This is a genomic window from Sinorhizobium fredii NGR234 (assembly GCF_000018545.1).
Lineage (GTDB): Bacteria > Pseudomonadota > Alphaproteobacteria > Rhizobiales > Rhizobiaceae > Sinorhizobium > Sinorhizobium fredii_A.
This window is the reverse complement of sequence record NC_012587.1, coordinates 460,604-477,579: the sequence shown is the minus strand read 5'-3', so window position 1 is coordinate 477,579 and position 16,976 is coordinate 460,604. Positions and strand designations below refer to the sequence as shown.

Annotated in this window: 14 protein-coding genes and 1 pseudogene; 2 read left to right on the top strand and 13 right to left on the bottom strand. The window is 64.9% G+C overall.

What is annotated here, in order from left to right; translation table 11 throughout:
* Window positions 1-53: 53 nt before the first annotated feature.
* The 5 genes from NGR_RS13500 to NGR_RS13480 form a co-directional block, all read right to left on the bottom strand.
* Window positions 54-758: an HAD family hydrolase gene (locus tag NGR_RS13500; protein WP_012707007.1), complete on the bottom strand. Its 705-nt coding sequence runs from the start codon at window positions 756-758 to the stop codon at window positions 54-56.
* 19 nt (window positions 759-777) lie between these two features.
* Window positions 778-2,091: a lipid IV(A) 3-deoxy-D-manno-octulosonic acid transferase gene (gene waaA, locus NGR_RS13495; RefSeq protein ID WP_012707006.1), complete on the bottom strand. Its 1,314-nt coding sequence runs from the start codon at window positions 2,089-2,091 to the stop codon at window positions 778-780.
* Between the two features lie 33 nt (window positions 2,092-2,124).
* Window positions 2,125-2,361 (bottom strand): DUF4170 domain-containing protein, encoded by a 237-nt coding sequence (locus NGR_RS13490; protein WP_012707005.1) that lies wholly within the window; start codon window positions 2,359-2,361, stop codon window positions 2,125-2,127.
* 58 nt (window positions 2,362-2,419) lie between these two features.
* Window positions 2,420-3,238, bottom strand: coding sequence for a 3'(2'),5'-bisphosphate nucleotidase CysQ (locus NGR_RS13485; protein WP_012707004.1), 819 nt, complete (start codon window positions 3,236-3,238; stop codon window positions 2,420-2,422).
* Window positions 3,239-3,302: 64 nt separating this feature from the next.
* On the bottom strand, window positions 3,303-4,649 hold the full coding sequence (locus NGR_RS13480) for a TldD/PmbA family protein (RefSeq protein WP_164924184.1): 1,347 nt from the start codon (window positions 4,647-4,649) through the stop codon (window positions 3,303-3,305).
* A 152-nt stretch (window positions 4,650-4,801) separates the two neighbouring features.
* Between NGR_RS13480 and NGR_RS13475 the strand changes: the two genes are divergently transcribed.
* Window positions 4,802-6,658 (top strand): monovalent cation:proton antiporter-2 (CPA2) family protein, encoded by a 1,857-nt coding sequence (locus NGR_RS13475; RefSeq protein ID WP_012707002.1) that lies wholly within the window; start codon window positions 4,802-4,804, stop codon window positions 6,656-6,658.
* Window positions 6,659-6,715: 57 nt separating this feature from the next.
* Here NGR_RS13475 and NGR_RS13470 read toward each other — a convergent pair whose 3' ends face one another.
* From NGR_RS13470 to NGR_RS13460, 3 genes are all read right to left on the bottom strand, one after another.
* A complete protein-coding gene (locus NGR_RS13470) occupies window positions 6,716-7,600 on the bottom strand; it encodes a patatin-like phospholipase family protein (RefSeq protein WP_012707001.1) in 885 nt (294 codons plus the stop codon).
* An 84-nt stretch (window positions 7,601-7,684) separates the two neighbouring features.
* Entirely contained in the window at window positions 7,685-8,242 is a 558-nt protein-coding gene (gene rsmD / locus NGR_RS13465; protein WP_012707000.1) for a 16S rRNA (guanine(966)-N(2))-methyltransferase RsmD, read from the bottom strand.
* Between the two features lie 6 nt (window positions 8,243-8,248).
* Window positions 8,249-10,072: a pseudouridine synthase gene (locus NGR_RS13460; protein ID WP_012706999.1), complete on the bottom strand. Its 1,824-nt coding sequence runs from the start codon at window positions 10,070-10,072 to the stop codon at window positions 8,249-8,251.
* Window positions 10,073-10,144: 72 nt separating this feature from the next.
* On the opposite strand from NGR_RS13460, the gene NGR_RS13455 reads away from it, so the two are divergent.
* Window positions 10,145-10,594, top strand: a complete 450-nt coding sequence (locus tag NGR_RS13455) for a nucleoside deaminase (protein WP_164924183.1) — start codon at window positions 10,145-10,147, stop codon at window positions 10,592-10,594.
* 10 nt (window positions 10,595-10,604) lie between these two features.
* On the opposite strand, the gene NGR_RS13450 is transcribed toward NGR_RS13455, so the two are convergent.
* The 5 genes and pseudogenes from NGR_RS13450 to NGR_RS13430 all read right to left on the bottom strand — a co-directional run bounded on the left by NGR_RS13450 (window position 10,605) and on the right by NGR_RS13430 (window position 16,872).
* Entirely contained in the window at window positions 10,605-11,084 is a 480-nt protein-coding gene (locus NGR_RS13450; protein ID WP_012706997.1) for a GNAT family N-acetyltransferase, read from the bottom strand.
* A 3-nt stretch (window positions 11,085-11,087) separates the two neighbouring features.
* Window positions 11,088-11,711 (bottom strand): hypothetical protein, encoded by a 624-nt coding sequence (locus NGR_RS13445; protein WP_012706996.1) that lies wholly within the window; start codon window positions 11,709-11,711, stop codon window positions 11,088-11,090.
* 125 nt (window positions 11,712-11,836) lie between these two features.
* The gene (ileS, locus tag NGR_RS13440; protein ID WP_164924584.1) at window positions 11,837-14,746 is read right to left on the bottom strand and encodes an isoleucine--tRNA ligase; all 2,910 of its coding nucleotides are present in this window, start codon (window positions 14,744-14,746) and stop codon (window positions 11,837-11,839) included.
* A gap of 279 nt (window positions 14,747-15,025) precedes the next feature.
* A pseudogene (locus tag NGR_RS33565) lies at window positions 15,026-16,010 on the bottom strand (bifunctional riboflavin kinase/FAD synthetase).
* A gap of 13 nt (window positions 16,011-16,023) precedes the next feature.
* The gene (locus NGR_RS13430) at window positions 16,024-16,872 is read right to left on the bottom strand and encodes a TIGR01459 family HAD-type hydrolase (protein WP_012706993.1); all 849 of its coding nucleotides are present in this window, start codon (window positions 16,870-16,872) and stop codon (window positions 16,024-16,026) included.
* Window positions 16,873-16,976 lie beyond the last annotated feature (104 nt).

Genomic DNA, 16,976 nt, shown 5'->3' with positions numbered 1-16,976 from the left:
GCGACGCCACAAGAGACTTCAGAACGCGAAAAAAGGCAAGCGGCTCAACGGAGTCAGAGGACTGCTTCAAGCTCGGTGATATCGGCGAGGCAATGGTCGGAAGCCTCGGCCAGCGATTGGCGCGAGCCGGTGCCGGTCAGAACCGCAATGGTCATGCCGACGCCGGCGTTGCGGCCCATATGCATGTCGTGATTGTTGTCGCCGACCACCGCCACCTGCGCCGGCGCCAGCCCGGTCGCTGCGCAGAAGCCGAGCACCATGCCGGGCTGCGGCTTGACGCCATAGCCGCTATCGTATCCGGCAACGTAGTGCAGGTAGTTCTCGAAGCCGAAGCGCTTCGCCGTTTCCCGGATCGAGCGTTCGTTGTCGCTGGAGGCAACGCCGAGGCGATAGCCCTTCGCATGCAGTGCGGCGAAAAAGGCGCCGAGGTCGGTCACCGGCACCGCATAGTCGGCGGACTGTGCAAACAATCCGTCGAACAACGTCGTCAGTTCCTCCACCGTGAACGGCGCGCCGGCTTCAACCATGCCCGTCGCAATCTCCACGGTGTTGCCGGCAGCAAGCAGGCTGTCGGGCGCGACGTGGCCTGTGTCCGGGTCCATGCCGCCCGCTTGCAGCAGAACTCTGGCGAGGCGCTCGTCGCCCCTGGCGGCGATGCGCGCCAGCTCGTAGTTCACGGGAACCCAGCTCTTCGCATAGTCGAGAAGCGTGCCGTCCTTGTCGAACAATATGCCGGTGATGCCGTTGCCCGCAGCCATGGTTCCATCCGAATGTTTGTCAGCTTTCGGCGCGCGGCTCCAGCCGCGCCTTTACCACCAGCGGATTGACGTAGGGTTCGAGCCCCTTCATCGTCGCCGTCAGTGCGCCTCGCATCTGTTGCACGGTTTCGAGCCCGGCGTCGATCATCGAGCGACGCATGTCGTCGTTGCCGAGCAGGTAGTTGACGCCCTTCGCCAGCATTTCGACATCGCGGACGATCTTGGCGCTGCCGTTCTTGGCGAGCATCTGATAGGTCTCGCGGAAATTCTGGACATTGCCGCCCGAAAGCACGGCGCAGCCGAGCATGGCGGGCTCCAGCGGGTTCTGTCCGCCTTCGGCAAAGAGCGAACGGCCGACGAAGGCAATCTCGGTCAGCCGCAGATAAAGGCCCATTTCGCCGATCGTGTCGCCGAGGAAGATATCGACGTCCGGCGTCAGGCGGTCGCCGCGCGTCCGGCGCGCAACCTTGAGCCCCTTGGCGGCCAATGCGGCCTCGACGGCATCGCCGCGCTCGGGATGACGCGGAACGACGATCGTCAGCAGGCCATTGCGCTGCTTCAAGGCGTGGTGAACGACCCCGGCCGCCTCTTCCTCGCCCTCGAAGGTGGAGATCGCCGCCCAGGTCTTTCGCGCACCGATCTGCTGAGAATAATCGCGCAGCGCCTGCGGATCGTGCGGCGGCGCGTCGGTGTCGACCTTGAGATTGCCCGAAACCATCACCGGCAGCGCGCCGAGCGTGCGGAAGCGCTCCGCATCGACATCGGACTGGGCGATGACGAGCGCGAGGTTCTCGAACAGCGCATCGGCGAGCGACGGCCGTTTCTTCCAGCGGGCGAAGGTCCGGTCCGAAAGGCGCCCGTTGACCAGAACCTGCGGAATGTGGCGCCGTCCGAGTTCGACGATCGTCATCGGCCAGATTTCCGATTCGGCGATGATCGCCAGATCCGGCTGCCAGTATTCGAGGAAGCGGCTCACCGCCGGCTTGAAATCGAGCGGCACATATTGATGGATGACGGCGGTGCCCAGACGCTCGGCGGCGACGCGCGCCGAGGTCGTGGTCCCGGTGGTCAGGACCACGGCGATGCCGCGGCGGCGGATTTCCTTGATCAGCGGGGTGACCGCAACCGTTTCCCCAACACTGGCCGCATGAAACCAGACGAGCGGCCCCGGCGGGCGCGGCGCACTCGCATGGCCGTAGCGTTCGCGCCGCCGGGCCGGATCCTCCTTGCCCTTCGCCGCCCGCACCGCCAGGTAGGGCACGACGAAGGGGTAGATCGCCGTGCCGAGCCAGCGATAGCTGGACAGCGCAAGCCGTGCGCGCAGGCTGCTCATGAACGCTCGCCCTTAGCCGCGCTTACCAAGACATCAATCATGTTCCGGATCGAGCAGCCGGTGCATGTGAACGATGAAATAACGCATATGGGCGTTGTCGACCGTCATCTGCGCCTTGGCCTTCCAGGCAACGTGGGCGCTCTCGTAATCGGGGAAGATACCGACGATGTCGAGGTCGTTGAGATCACGGAATTGCACGTCGGTGAGCGTCGTCAACTCGCCGCCGAAGACAAGGTGCAGGAGCTGCTTCTTCTCGGTATTCTGAGCCATTGTGTTCCCATTGTTCTTTGAGACGTCGGCGTTGGTTTGCGGCATTCGCACCCAAAGGTCAATGGGCGTCGAACGGCCTGGAGGCGGCCAGCAATGACGGTAGCGCCAGCCCGGATCCGGCCCCCAGGACTCCATGACTGACAATCGGGCGATTGTAGGACAACGGCATGCCGTCAAGGCCACGGAGCGCTCCGCCCGCCCGTGCCAGAATGAGGTCGGCGGCGGCCAGATCCCAGTCATGCGCGTTCTTCTTGACGATCGTGCCGTCGATGCGGCCGTCGGCGATCATCGCCAGCCGATAGGCGAGTGACGGCACATGCGGTACGCGCGCCAGCCTGTCGCGATAGGGGACGGCGAGCTTGCCGACGAGATCCTCGGCCATTGCCACCTGCAGCCGCTCGTCCGGCACGGGGTCACGCACGGCAATCGCCGCGCCGTTCTTTCGTGCCTCGCCGTCGAGGGTCGCCTCGAAGATTTCTCCGAGGGCCGGCGCATAGAGCACTCCGGCCGTCGGCCGGCCCTGGTGAACGACGGCGACGCTGACGCACCAGAGATCCTTGCCGGAGATGAAGGCGCGCGTCCCGTCGATCGGATCGACAACGAAGACGGTGTCGCGCGCTAGCCGCGTCGCATCGTCGTCGGTTTCCTCGGAGAGCCAGCCGTAATCCGGCCGCGCGCCGAGCAGCCTCGTCTTCAGGATGTCGTTTGCGGCGAGATCGGCCTCGCTCACGGGAGAGCGGCCTTCATTCTTCCAGCGAACGTCGACGCTTTTTCGGAAATATCCGAGCGCCGTATCGCCTGCGGCCACCGCTGCGGCGAGGATGAGCTTCAAATCCTCGTTTCGGCTCGACGCGGTCTGGAGGGCTGCTTCTGACATTCAAATCCTTCAAGCGTGGGGACGGGCCGACGCGCTTCGATCTGGCGGAACGTACCGCCTGCACTCAGGTTCCGGCAAGCGTCATGCCTTCGACAGCAAGCGTCGGTGCGGCGATACCGAATTTCCTGTCGATGTCGTCGGCCGGCGTCAAGGCCATGAACATGTGCTTGAGATTGGAAGCGATCGTCACCTCCGACACGGGGAAGGTAAGCTCGCCATTCTCGATCCAGAAACCGGAGGCGCCACGGCTATATTCGCCCGTCACCATGTTGACGCCCTGGCCGATGAGCTCGGTCACATAGAATCCCGTGCCGACGTCGCGGATCAGATCGTCGCGGGAAAGCGTCCCCGGCTCGAGGGCGAGGTTGGTCGAGGCCGGATTGACGGTCGGGCCACCGCGCACACCCCGCCCATTGGTCTCGAGCCCCAATTCCCGTGCCGCAGAGGTCGACAGGAACCAGTGTTTGAGCACGCCATCTTCGACCATCGACAGTTTCGAGCCGGTGACCCCTTCGCCGTCGAAAGGCCTGGAGGAGGAGCCGCGAACGATCAGCGGGTCGTCCGTGACGGCAATGCCCGCCTTCATGATCTGCTTGCCCATCATGTCGCGCAGGAAGCTGGTCTTGCGCGCCACCGACGCGCCGTTGATGGCGCCCGCCAGATGACCGACGAAGCCGCGTGCCATGCGCGGATCGAAGACGACGGTGACGTTCTTCGCGGTAGGAACCTGACGCGGATTGAGGCGCGCCACCGCCCGTTCGCCGGCGACGCGTCCGATATCGTCGGCGCTGCGCAGATCGTCGAAATAGAGCCGGCTGTCATAGTCGTAGTCGCGCTCCATCTTGGTGCCTTCGCCGGCGATGGCGCTGACCGAGCGCCCGAACCGGGTCGCCAAGTAGGAGCCCGAGAAGCCATGCGACGTCACCAGCACGAGGCCGCCCATGCCGGCGGAGGCGCCGGCGCCGCTCGAATTGGTCACACCGGCCACCGAAAGCGCCGCCGCCTCGGCGGCAAGTGCGGCTTCGGTCAGCGCTTCGCTCGAAACCTCGCGCATGTCGAAGAGGTCCAGGTCCGGATAGGACTTCGCCAACCGATCGGGATCGGCGAGCGAGGCATAGGGGTCCTCCGGCGAAGCCTTGGCCATCGCGACTGCGCGCTCCGCCAGGACCTTCAGATCGAAGCCCGGATTGGCCGAGACGCTGGCGACGCGCCGCCCGACGAAGACCCGAAGCGAAAAATCGTCGCTTTCGGAGGCTTCCGTCGCCTCGACCTTGCCGAGCCGCACCGACACCGAGCGGGAGCGACCACGTACGACGACCGCGTCGGCGGCCTCCGCACCGGCCTGGCAGGCGCGGTCCACCAGTTCGGCGGCACGTTTTTCGAGGATGGCGGAATCGATCGTCTCGGACATGATTAAGCCTTTCATTCCTGCCCCATTTATTGTGCACTGGAGCATGCATCAAGGGCATCATGATGATTCCCCTCTCCGCATAGTATGACAGACCGCCTCGCTTCCCCCGCCAAGGGGGCGTCGAGAGCCTCCATGATTGAAAGACGCGAGCAATGCAGACGACCCCGATCCTCTATACCCAGGCGCTGATGCTGCTCGGCGGCGCCGTCGTTGCAGCGCCGCTCTTCAAGCGCCTCGGGCTCGGTACGATTCTCGGGTATCTCGCCGCCGGCATCGTGATCGGTCCGGTTGCCCAGTCGATTACCGAGGGCGAAGAGATCCTTCACGTATCGGAGCTCGGCGTCGTCTTCCTGCTGTTCATCATCGGCCTCGAGCTGAAGCCATCGCGACTGTGGCAGATGCGCCGCGACATTTTCGGCCTGGGCACGGCGCAGGTGTTGGTGACAGGCCTCGTTCTCTCCTTCCTCATCGAGTTCTTCAGCCTGCTCGAATGGAGGGGCAGTGTGATTGCCGGCTTTGGCCTGGCGCTTTCGTCGACAGCTTTCGCCATGCAGATCCTCGACGAAAACAACGATACCAACACGCGCTACGGCCAGCGCGCCTTTTCCATCCTCCTGCTCCAGGACCTGGCGATCGTCCCGCTGCTCGCTTTGATCCCGCTGATGGCGACGCGCGCTCCGGAGGCCACGACCACGGCCTTCGAAGACTTCGCGATTGCGATCGCCGCCATCGCGGCGCTTTACGCGGCGGGCCGCTACCTGCTCAACCCACTTTTCCAGGTGATCGCCCGCACCGGTGCCCGCGATGTCATGATCGCCGCAGCGCTGCTCGTCGTCATGGGCGCGGCGACGATGATGCAGCTGGCTGGCCTCTCGATGGCGATGGGCGCCTTTCTGGCGGGCGTGTTGCTCGCGGAATCCTCCTATCGCCACGAGCTCGAAGCCGATATCGAGCCGTTTCGCGGTATCCTCCAGGCACTGTTCTTCATGGCAGTCGGATTGTCGCTCGAACTCCACGTCATCGCCGAGAACTATCTGCTGATCCTCGTCGCCGTGCCAGTGCTCATGGCGGTGAAGAGCCTCGTTCTCTATGGGATCTGCCGCGCCACGGGTTCTCACCACAATGATGCCGTGCGCATCAGCCTGCTTCTGCCGCAGGGTGGCGAATTCGGCTTCGTGCTCTTCACGGCCGCAGCCATTGCAGGCGTCTTCACGCAAGGCGTCGGCTCCCTGCTCGTCGCAATCGTCACGCTTTCCATGGCATTGACGCCGGTTGCGGCGCTGCTGTCGAAACGGCTGCTGCGCGAGCACGAGGAGTTGGAAGACGAGATCGAGGAGGACTTCGAAGGCGCCGGCGCCGACGTGCTGATGATCGGCTTTTCGCGCTTCGCCCAGATCGCCGCGCAGATTCTCTTGGCCGGCGGCCGCGACGTGACGATCATTGATCATTCCGCGGCTCGCGTTCGCCAGGCCGCGACCTTCGGGTTCCGCATCTATTTCGGCGATGGCACGCGGCTCGACGTCTTGCGGGCGGCCGGCATCGAAAAGGCGAAGATCGTCGCGGTCTGCACGCAGAAGAAGGAAATCACCGACAGGATCATCAGCCTCGTCCAGGCGGAATATCCGAACGCCCGCATCTTCGCCCGTTCCTATGATCGCCTGCATACGCTGGAACTGCGTGCCATGGGTGTCGAGTACGAGTTGCGCGAGACCTTCGAGTCCGGCCTGCTGTTCGGCCGCAAGACGATCGAAGCGCTCGGCGTCGGCGGCGAGGAAGCTCTCGCCATCATGGACGACATCCGCCGCCGCGACGAGGCGCGGCTGGTGCTGCAGGAGGCCGAAGGCATCACGGCCGGGCGCCACATGCTCCATTCAGAGCCGGTGCGGCCGGAACCGCTGGTCAAGCCGAAACGGGACGTCAACCACACGGTGGAAACCGAAGAGCGGATCCTAACTCAGCTTCCTGCCGCAAACGATGGTCGCGCCGACACGCTGGCCAGTGCCGACTGAAACAGAGCGCCCTACCGTGGCGTCTGAAAAGACGCACCGCACGGGAGTCGGACCGGATCAACGCCCCGCCTGCCATTGGTCGATCCGCTCCGAAAGTGCCCGCTTCAGTTGCTCCTTCGTCGAGGCTGTGGCGGCGAGCACGTCCCGGGCGCGCAGGAAATCCAAGGCGCGGAAGCGGCCAACTTCCGGGCGGAGCAGGATATCCGGGGCGCCGGCCTTCATCTTCATGGCGATGATCGACTGCATCATCAGCTGGCTCGCACCGAACAGGCTGTCGATGCGGCTCGGTATCGTCTTGCCGTCGCCATCCGGACCTCCGACGACGTCGACGGCGATAACGATGTCGGCGAGCTCGCGCAGGTGGTCGAACGGAATCGGATTGTACATGCCGCCATCGATCATCACGCGGCCTTCGATCTTCACCGGCATGAAGATCGCCGGGAGCGCGCAGGACGCGGCGATCGCCTTGTGCAGGTCGCCGCTTTCGCAGATACGCTCGCTTTGCCCGTAATAATCGGTCGCCGTTACCTTCAACGGTATCAGCAGGTCTGAAAAGCGCGCTGGGATCGCCCCCGGGAGAAAAGCTTTCAGCACCCGTTCGATGTTGAACTGCCCGAAGCGGAAGCCGCTCGAGACGGCCTCCGACAGACTATTCGGACGGAGCTGCCACAGGCGGTTGAGCACCTCGCCGCGATTGCCGACGGTGGCAAGCGTGTAGTCTCGGATCTCCCGGCCGGTCATGCCGGCGGCCATGCCTGCGCCCATGATGGCGCCGATCGACGAGCCGGCAATTGCCGAGGGCCGGATGCCCATCTCGTCCAACGCCTCGATGACATGGATGTGGGCAAGGCCGCGCGCACCGCCGCCACCAAACGCAACGGCGATCATCGGCTCACCCTTGGTGTCCGACCGATCCCGCCGATCAGCTACGTGCTGCTCCATCGATGTTCTCCGTTCCGTCCGCGCCCGTTGCGGCCGGTGCCTCAGTCAGAGCGGAATGATTTCCACCCACGCTCGACTGCAACTTTAGCCAAGAAATCGGTAGAAATGCATTCGCGTGTCGCCGAAGGCGCGATCGTCGAGCGGCTCAAAGGCTGCGGACAGTTGCGGCCGCACATCGGCCTGCTCCTCCAGCACCACCAGGGCCCCGGGCACGAGCCATCCGCCTGCAGCCGCCGACGCGAGCGCCCGTTCGCCGAGCCCCTTGCCATAGGGGGGATCTGCGAAAACCAGATGAAATGGTTCCATGGTGCCGACGGGCCCGAGATCCACCGCGTCGCGGCGAAAGATCTTGGCGCGGCCCTGCAGGCCGAGCGCTTCGATATTGACCCTGATGAGCCCGCGGCCTTCGACGCCCTGCTCGACGAAAAGCGCCTGCCGGCAGCCGCGTGACAGAGCCTCGAGCCCCACGGCACCGGTACCGGCGAAGAGGTCGAGCACGCGGCCACCGTCCAGAACGCCGGGGTAGCCATGGCTCAGGATGTTGAACAGGCTCTCGCGCGTCCGGTCGGTGGTCGGCCGAATATCGTTGGACTTGGGTGTGGCGAGCGCGCGGCCCCGAAACTCTCCGCCGACGATGCGCACGGCCGATTACTTCCCCTTGCCGCGCGGCTTGCCGCCGCCCGTGCGACCGCCGGGCTTACCTCCTCCGGGCCTGCCGCCACCGGGCTTGCCCCCGCCGGGCTTACCGCCACCACGAGGACCGCCGGAGCGCTGGCCGAAGGACTTTCCCCCTGCCGGCTTGCCACCGGGCGCCTTGCCACGCGGCCGATCACCGAACGGACGATCTCCGCCTTCGCGGCCCTGAGGGCGATCATCTTTGCTGCGGCTTGTCCGTGGCTTTTCGGAAAATGCGCGGCTGTCGCCTGCGGCCCGCGCCGGACGTTCGCCACGCGGGCGCTCGCTGCCTTCGCGACGCGGCGGGCGATCGCCGTGGTCGCGCGATTTCCGTTCGCCGGAATCGAAAGGCCGGCGGCGTTCGAAACCACCGTCGCGAGCCTCATCCTTACGGCGAACCGGTTCGCTGGCGCTGATCCAATCGCCATCCTCGTCGGCACGTTTGACCGGTGGCCGCGGGGCGCGGTCCGGCCGAGCATCTGCCTTGGCAGGGCGTGCCTTGCGGTCGGGATCGAACTTTGCCGATGTCTTTGTCGCGGCGCCATCCTTGGTGCGGCCGTAACGCTTCGTCTTCGGCGCACCTTCCGGACGCTCGCGACGCGCGGGTTTCGGCGAGGTGTCTTCCTCAGCCCCCTTCGGCTTCTTTTCAGCGACCGGACGCGCCCCAGGCGCCATCCAGACATTCGCCGTTCGGCTGCGCTTCGCCGGAGGCCGGGCGGGGCGATCCTCGAACTTCTCGCGGGGACGTTCCCGCCGGTCGCGGGAACGGCTGTCATCGCGCTGCGTATCAAGGCGCGCAAGTGCCCGTTCGCGCTTGTCCTCGGGCTTTTCACGCCGGGCGCTTCGTTCCTTCCCCCACTCGGGAGCGACCTCGTTGTGGGCTTCCCTTTCCGGCGCGGCCGGCTGGTCGTTGTAGAGCGGCGCGTCGAAATTCGCCTTCGATTCGGCGATCAAACGCGGGCCGAGCTGGTCCCGGAGCGTGCGGCCCCGGATCTCCTGGACATGGCCCTCCGGCAACTCGCCCAGTTGGAACGGGCCATAGGAAATGCGGATCAGCCGGTTCACGTCGAGGCCGAGCGCCCCGAGCACGTTCTTGATCTCGCGGTTCTTGCCTTCGCGGAGCCCCATGGTGATCCAGACGTTCGATCCCTGAACCCGGTCGAGCGTCGCCTCGATCGCACCATAGAGGACGCCGTCGACGGCGATCCCCTCCTTCAGCCGGTCGAGCGCTTCCTGGTCGATTTCGCCATGCGCGCGGACGCGATAGCGTCGCAACCAACCGGTCGACGGCAATTCGAGGGCGCGGGCAAGTCCCCCGTCGTTGGTCAGGAGCAGCAGGCCCTCGGTATTGATGTCAAGGCGGCCGACCGACAGCACGCGCGGCAGTTCGTCCGGCAGGTTGTCGAAGACCGTCGGGCGGCCCTCCGGATCGGAATTGGTCGTCACCAGACCGGCCGGTTTGTAATAGAGCCAGAGGCGCGTCCGCTCGATGCCGCGGATCGGATGGCCGTCGACCTCGATTTGGTCGGCAAGCGTTGCATTGACAACTGGCGTCTCAAGCACGACGCCGTTGAGCTTGACGCGCCCTTCCATGATCATCCGCTCGATGTCGCGGCGCGAGGCGACGCCGGCGCGCGACAGGATCTTCGAGATGCGCTGCGGCTCGTCGAGGCCGGCATCAGCTTTCGGCGCCGCGTTGCCGGGTCGCGCCGCGTTGGCCTTCTTCTCGCCGGAAGAGTAATTGCCCTTCCGACCTTTACCCTTGCCGGGCCCGGTGGACTTGTCTTTGAATGTCATTTCTGTTGCCTGCCTTTTGCGGCTGTCCTATCAGGTCGAGGGCCGTGGGTTAAGAGAAATTATGAGCACGTGATGGCGGAAACGACGCGCTACATGGATGCGGCACTCGACGAGGCGCGGAAGGCGGCTGCGCGGGGCGAGGTGCCGATCGGCGCCGTCGTGGTGCTCGACGGCGAGGTCGTCGCCGCTGCCGGCAATCGCACGCGCGAATTGAGGGACATCACCGCCCATGCCGAAATCGAAGCGATCCGCCAGGCGGCAGCCGCCGTTGGCGACGAGCGTCTTTCGGGCGCCGATCTCTATGTGACGCTTGAACCTTGCACCATGTGCGCGGCAGCGATCTCCTTTGCGCGCATACGCCGCCTTTACTACGGCGCCGAGGATCCGAAAGGCGGCGCCGTCGAAAACGGCGTCAGGTTCTATGGCTCGCCGACCTGCCACCATGTGCCGGATGTCTATTCCGGCCTCGCCGAGCGCGAGGCCGCCGATCTTCTGCGCGCGTTTTTTACCGCCCGGCGTTGACGGAAACAGATCAACTGGCGGCGAGCGCCTCGAGTTCCTTCCCCACCAGCCGATAGCGTGTCCACTCCGACAGCGGTTCCGCCCCGATCGCCTCGTAGACGCGAATGGCCGGCTCGTTCCAATCGAGAACGCTCCACTCGAAGCGGCCGCAACCCTCGGCGATCGCAATGCGCGCCAGGTGCTTGAGCAGCATCTTGCCTGCCCCGGAGCCGCGGTGCTCGGGCGTCACGTACAGATCCTCGAGATAGAGGCCCTTGCGGGCCTGCCAGGTCGAATAGTTGTAGAACCAGATGGCGAAGCCGGCCGGCGCGCCGTCGACCTCGCAGATGACCGCACGGCTGACCCGATCCGGCCCGAAGAGCGACGCGGTCAGAAGCTCGACGGTCGCCTCGACCTCATGCTCGGCTTTCTCATAGGTGGCGAGCTCGGTGATGAAACGCAGGATCGTCGCCGCATCGTCCGGAACCGCGTCGCGAATGCCGATTGCCATGGCTTAGAACGGCCAGTACCACTTGCTGCCGCTGTTGGCGACCTGCGCCGCCTTCTTGCGCCGGCGTTCCTTGTCCTTTTCCGCCTCGCCGAGATCTGTTTCGGCGCCCTCCGGCAGGCGGCGATATTCGAGCGGCGGGTCGCTCAGGAACCGGCGCTTGTCGGAATAGGCGCCCATCTCGATCTTGCGGGCTTCGCGATAGGCCGCCTGCTGTTCCTTGGCGGAAAGACGGCGACCGTTGGCGCTCGCCTTTGCAAGCGGCGATACGTAATTGGGATTGTTCTTGTTGGCGTCAGCCTCTTCGCGCAGGCGATTGCGCACTTCCTCGGGCGACTCGACCCAGGCGGGATTGGCTTCGCGGTTGGCGAGAGACTGCTGCGGCTGAATCAGCGCGGCTTGCTCTCCCTGCTGCGGCGGCAACACCAGGCCCGCACGCGGCTGGTATTTGACCGGGTCCTTCTTGGGCGGGGCCAGGCTGATGGCGCTGCCGAGGTCGTCGACCAACTGTTCGCCTGCCGACTTGTCCGTACCGTAGGTCGGGCCGCCGATGCAGCCGGAAAGCACCAGGCTACCTGCCACGACAGCAGCAATGCCCGCAAACACCCGCAACTCTCGCGTCATTTCCATGAAATTCCTTCCAGCCCCGCCGCACCGCGGCCATTACGCGCCCCCATGGCGGAAAAATCCGCCAAATTTCGGGCAGTTTGTACCGGATGAACGCGGCAAGCGCAATTCACCCGGTAAAACGTCCATCAAGGCTTGAAGCCGAGCTCCCGCAATGCGGCGGCGTCGCGCGCCGACACGTCCGGATAAAACGGATCGGAGCCGATATCCGTGGTGATTCGCCAGGAGCGGGCGCATTTGCGGCCTTCGGCAAGCTTCGGCACGACGCCGACCTTTGCCACGTCCGGCAAGGTGAAGGCACCGGCCGGCCCCTCGGCGCCGTCGATCTCGATCGCCGAGGTGATGCAGATCTCGGCGAAGTCCTGGCCATCGAGCGCCGCTCTCAGGTCCGGGTCGGCGACGTGGACAATCGGGGCGGCCTCGAGCGAGGAGCCGATCCGCTTGTCCTTGCGCTCGATCTCGAGAGCTCCGGTGACGACCTTGCGCACTTCGCGGATCTTCCGCCACTTCTCGGCGAGCACCTCGTTGCGCCACTCCGCCGGCACGGCCGGGAACTGCTCGAGATGCACCGAGACGGCCTCCGGATTGCGGGAAAGCCAGGCTTCCTCGGCGGTGAAGGGCAGCATCGGTGCGAGCCAGGTGACCAGGCAATCGAACAGCGTACGGATGACCTGGAGCGCAGCGCGGCGGCGAAGCGACGACGGCGCATCGCAGTAGAGCGCGTCCTTGCGGATGTCGAAATAGAAGGCCGACAGTTCGACATTCGAGAAATCGATCAGCGCCCGGGCGATCCGCTTGAAGTCGAAGGCATCGTAGCCTTCGCGCACCAGCCGGTCGAGTTCGGCCAGCCGGTGCAGCATCAGTTGCTCGAGCTCCGGCATGTCGGCGAGCGCGATCGTCTCGCCCTTGTCGTGGGCGAGGGTGCCCAGCATCCAGCGGATGGTGTTCCTGAGCTTACGGTAGGCATCGATATTGGTCTGGATGATCGTCTTGCCGAGGCGCTGGTCTTCCCAATAGTCGGTCGTCATCACCCAGAGGCGCAGGATGTCGGCGCCGGCATCCTTCATCACCTCCTGCGGCGTGACGGTGTTGCCCTTCGACTTCGACATCTTCTCGCCCTTCTCATCCATGGTGAAACCATGGGTGACGACGGCGTCGTAGGGCGCACGGCCACGGGTCGCGCAGCTTTCCAGCAACGAGGAATGGAACCAGCCGCGGTGCTGGTCGGAGCCTTCGAGATAGACATCGGCCGGCCATTTCAGATCCGGACGGTCCTCGAGCGTGAAGGTGTGGGTCGAGCCGGAATCGAACCACACGTCGAGGATGTCCATGACCTGGTGCCAGCGGGCATGGTCGTGGTCGTTTCCAAGGAAGCGCTCCTTCGCCCCCTCGGCAAACCAGGCGTCGGCGCCTTCCTCCTCGAAGGCCTCGAGGATGCGGGCGTTGACCTTTTCGTCGACGAGGATCTGGCCGTCATCGTCGGCAAAGATCGCGATCGGCACGCCCCAGGCGCGCTGGCGCGACAGCACCCAGTCGGGGCGCTGCTCGATCATGGCACGCAGGCGGTTCTGGCCGGCGCCGGGGACGAAGCGGGTGTCGTCGATGGCGTTGAGGGCCCGCGAGCGCAGCGTCGTGCCGTCGCCGAAGTCCTTGTCCATGTAGACGAACCATTGCGGCGTGTTGCGGAAGATGACCGGCTTCTTCGAGCGCCAGGAATGCGGATAGGAATGCTTCATCCGGCCGCGGGCAAAAAGCGCATGGCGGGCGATCAGCGCCTTGATGACGCGGTCGTTGGCGTCGCCCTTCTTGCCCTTGTCGTCGATGACCCGTCCGGCGCCGCCTTCGGCCTCGGGACCGAAGCCCGGCGCGTCGGCCGTGTAATAGCCGGCGTCGTCGACCGGGAACGGGATCGCCGACGAGATACCGCGGTCTTCGAGGAGGCGCACGTTCTCCATCCAGGCCTCGAAGTCCTCGCGGCCGTGGCTCGGTGCGGTGTGGACGAAGCCGGTGCCGGCGTCGTCCGTCACATGCTCGCCGTCGAGGAGCGGCACCTGGAAGGCATAACCACCGCCGAGACCGTGAAGCGGATGGGCGCAAGTGACCGTGCCCAACTCCTCCGGCTCGAGATCGCGGACAAAATTGAAGGTGACCTTTGCCTTGGCGGCCGACTCGTCCGCGAGGCGCTTGGCGAAGATCAGCTTTTCGCCCGGCTGCGGGCCATAATCGTTCTCGGCCGTCGCGACCTCGTAGAGGCCATAGGCGTAGCGCGACGAATAGGCGACCGCGCGGTTGCCGGGGATCGTCCAGGGCGTCGTGGTCCAGATGACGACGAAGGCGCCGGCGAGCGCGTCCGGACCTTCGGCGACAGGGAACTTCACCCAGATCATGTCGCTCTCGACATCGGCATATTCGATTTCGGCCTCGGCCAGCGCGGTGCGCTCGACGACCGACCACATGACGGGCTTGGAACCGCGATAGAGCTGGCCGGCCTTGGCGATCTTCATCAGTTCGCCGGCGATGCGGGCTTCCGCATGGAAGTTCATCGTCGTGTAAGGCTTATCGAAATCGCCCTCGATGCCAAGCCGCTTGAACTCCTCGGTCTGGACCTCGATCCAGCCACTGGCGAAGTCGCGGCATTCCTGGCGGAACTCGTTGACCGGAACGTCGTCCTTGTTGCGGCCCTTCTCGCGATATTTCTCCTCGATCTTCCATTCGATCGGCAGGCCGTGGCAGTCCCAGCCCGGGACGTAATTGGCGTCGAAGCCGCGCATCTGGAACGAGCGGTTGATGACGTCCTTGAGGATCTTGTTCAGCGCATGGCCGATATGGATGTTGCCGTTGGCATAGGGCGGTCCGTCATGCAGCACGAACTTTTCGCGGCCGGCGGCGGAGGCGCGAAGCTTCTTGTAGAGCTCCATCTTCTGCCAGCGGGCGACGGTTTCCGGCTCCTTCTGCGGCAGGCCGGCGCGCATCGGGAACTCCGTCTGCGGCAGGTAGAGCGTCGAGGAATAGTCGATCTTTTCAGCGGTCTCTGTCATGGTCTTTTGCATTCGTCTTTTCCGCGCGGGATCGTCACGCAGGCGGAAGGGTTCGGTCTATCGAAGATGACTGGAAGGGCGTGAAACGCCGAAATCCCGGACCTTCCGGCGCCCCTAGCGCGCGCGGAAAGCCGGGCCGATAATTCGCTGATCGATGGTCAATCGACGATGCCGGGTCATAGTGGCCGGTTGTTTAAGGCGTTTTCGGCCTTTTGAAAAGGTCCGCGAGCGCAGCATGGCGCGATTCTTTGCGCCAGCATACTGCCTCCCTCGCCCACCTCAGGCGAAATTGATCTGGCGGTCGATCTCGCTCAAAGGCTGAACGCCGGCAAGAAGGGCACGCGCCTCCTTCTCGTCCTCTCTCATATGCGCCATCAAAGGCTCCAGCCCGTCGAATTTCAGCTCGTCGCGCAGATGCCCAAAGAAGGAGACGGCGCAGACCTCGCCGTAGAGATCGCCGGAGAAGTCGAAGACGAAGGTCTCCAGCAGCGCTTCTCCATCGCTGTCGACGGTCGGACGGCGGCCGAAGCTTGCGACGCCGTCGTAAAGAGAACCGTCCGCTCGGCGGAAGCGCACCGCATAGATGCCGTTTCGGAGTTCGGCTTCCTGCGGTAGGCGCATGTTCGCGGTCGGATAGCCGAGGGTGCGCCCGAGCTTCTTGCCGCCGATCACCTCCGCTTCGACCGTGTAGCGATAGCCGAGCATGCCGGCCGCATGCGAGACATCGCCTTCGGCCAGCAAGGAGCGGATGAAGCTCGAAGAAATGACGGAGGCGTTCTCGTCGCGGAAGGCGTCCACCAGCGTCACGCCGAAGCCTTCCTTCGAGCCGGCCGCCATCAGGAAGGCCGGACCGCCTTCCCGCCCCTTGCCAAAATGGAAATCGAAACCGGTGACGACATGTGAGGCGTGCAGCCATTCGCGCAGGATGCGGTGGATGAAATCGGGAGGCCGACAGTTCCGAAAAGGTCCGATCGAAGGGATATTCGATCACGGCGCCAAAACCCATCCCTTCGAGGATGCGGGCCTTCAGCGGCGCCGGGGTCAGGCGGAACACGGGCTGGTCGGGCCGGAAGACGGTGCGCGGATGCGGTTCGAAGGTCAGCACGAGAGCCGGAACGCCCCGGCCCTTTGCCTCGTCGAGCGCGCGGTTCAGCACCGACTGGTGGCCCCGGTGGACGCCGTCGAAATTGCCGATCGCGATCACGCCGCCGTGGAGACGTTCGGGAAGCGGATCACGGGTCTCGTTGCGATGAAAAACCGTCATTGCCGTCTTCCTGTCAGGCGAGCCGGGGCATCCACCACTTCGGCGTCGCTCCTTCCTTCTTCAGGAAGGCGGCGAGCTTCGCCTCGTCGGTGCGGCTTTCATGCATGTATTCCTGCGCGTGAATGCCGGCGCTGATATAGAGCAGATCGAAGCCCGCGTCCTGCGCTCCCTTCACATCGGTCGGCATGCCGTCGCCCACGGCGACGACCCTCGCGAGGTCGAAGGCACCTCTCACCGCCTTCGCTTCGCCAAGGGCGGCGCGGTAGATCGCCTTGTAGGGCTTGCCGGCGATGCGCGCCTCGCCGCCGAGTTCCTCGTAAAGCTTGGCGATCGCGCCCGCGCAGGGGATCAGCCGATGGCCGCGTTCGACGACGAGATCGGGATTGGCACAGATGAACGGTATCTTCCGTTTGGCAAGCCCGGTGAGCGTGGCGCGATAGTGCTCGGGCGTTTCGGTCTCGTCGTCGTAAAAGCCGGCGCAGACGATCGCCTCGGCCTCTTCCGCCGAAACGATCTCGGTGCCCAGTCCTTCCAGCAGCGGCAGGTCGCGATCGGCGCCGATGAAGTAAATCCGCTTCTCTGCGGCAGCGATCAGCGCCCGCGTCACGTCGCCGGAGGTAACGATCCGATCATAGGCTTCGTCGGGAACGCCGAGACCGCGGATCTGCACCTTGACGCTCGGATGCGGCCGCGGCGAATTGGTGATGAGGACGACCGTCACACCTTGGGCGCGCGCCTCGGCAAGCGCCTCGCAGGCGGAGGCGAAGGCCTGGACGCCATTGTGAAGCACACCCCAGACGTCGCAAAGCACCACGTCATACCGGCTGGCGATTTCCCGATAACTGTTGATCCTGACGGCCATCCTGGCTTCCTGCAAACTCGGCTTCCCGGCTGACATCGCAAGGAAGGGCCAAGAATACAAGCCTCGCCTATCGAAAAACGCCGCACTTCCCAAGATTCGGCGGC

Bases quoted from the DNA above. Each gene is read 5' to 3' on its own strand.
- NGR_RS13470 (WP_012707001.1), bottom strand. From the start codon at position 7,600: ATGGAGCAGCACGTAGCTGATCGGCGGGATCGGTCGGACACCAAGGGT.
- ileS (WP_164924584.1), bottom strand. From the start codon at position 14,746: ATGACAGAGACCGCTGAAAAGATCGACTATTCCTCGACGCTCTACCTG.
- NGR_RS13490 (WP_012707005.1), bottom strand. From the start codon at position 2,361: ATGGCTCAGAATACCGAGAAGAAGCAGCTCCTGCACCTTGTCTTCGGC.
- waaA (WP_012707006.1), bottom strand. From the start codon at position 2,091: ATGAGCAGCCTGCGCGCACGGCTTGCGCTGTCCAGCTATCGCTGGCTC.
- NGR_RS13480 (WP_164924184.1), bottom strand. From the start codon at position 4,649: ATGTCCGAGACGATCGATTCCGCCATCCTCGAAAAACGTGCCGCCGAA.
- NGR_RS13485 (WP_012707004.1), bottom strand. From the start codon at position 3,238: ATGTCAGAAGCAGCCCTCCAGACCGCGTCGAGCCGAAACGAGGATTTG.
- NGR_RS13455 (WP_164924183.1), top strand. From the start codon at position 10,145: ATGGCGGAAACGACGCGCTACATGGATGCGGCACTCGACGAGGCGCGG.
- NGR_RS13450 (WP_012706997.1), bottom strand. From the start codon at position 11,084: ATGGCAATCGGCATTCGCGACGCGGTTCCGGACGATGCGGCGACGATC.
- NGR_RS13430 (WP_012706993.1), bottom strand. From the start codon at position 16,872: ATGGCCGTCAGGATCAACAGTTATCGGGAAATCGCCAGCCGGTATGAC.
- NGR_RS13500 (WP_012707007.1), bottom strand. From the start codon at position 758: ATGGCTGCGGGCAACGGCATCACCGGCATATTGTTCGACAAGGACGGC.
- NGR_RS13475 (WP_012707002.1), top strand. From the start codon at position 4,802: ATGCAGACGACCCCGATCCTCTATACCCAGGCGCTGATGCTGCTCGGC.
- NGR_RS13445 (WP_012706996.1), bottom strand. From the start codon at position 11,711: ATGGAAATGACGCGAGAGTTGCGGGTGTTTGCGGGCATTGCTGCTGTC.
- NGR_RS13460 (WP_012706999.1), bottom strand. From the start codon at position 10,072: ATGACATTCAAAGACAAGTCCACCGGGCCCGGCAAGGGTAAAGGTCGG.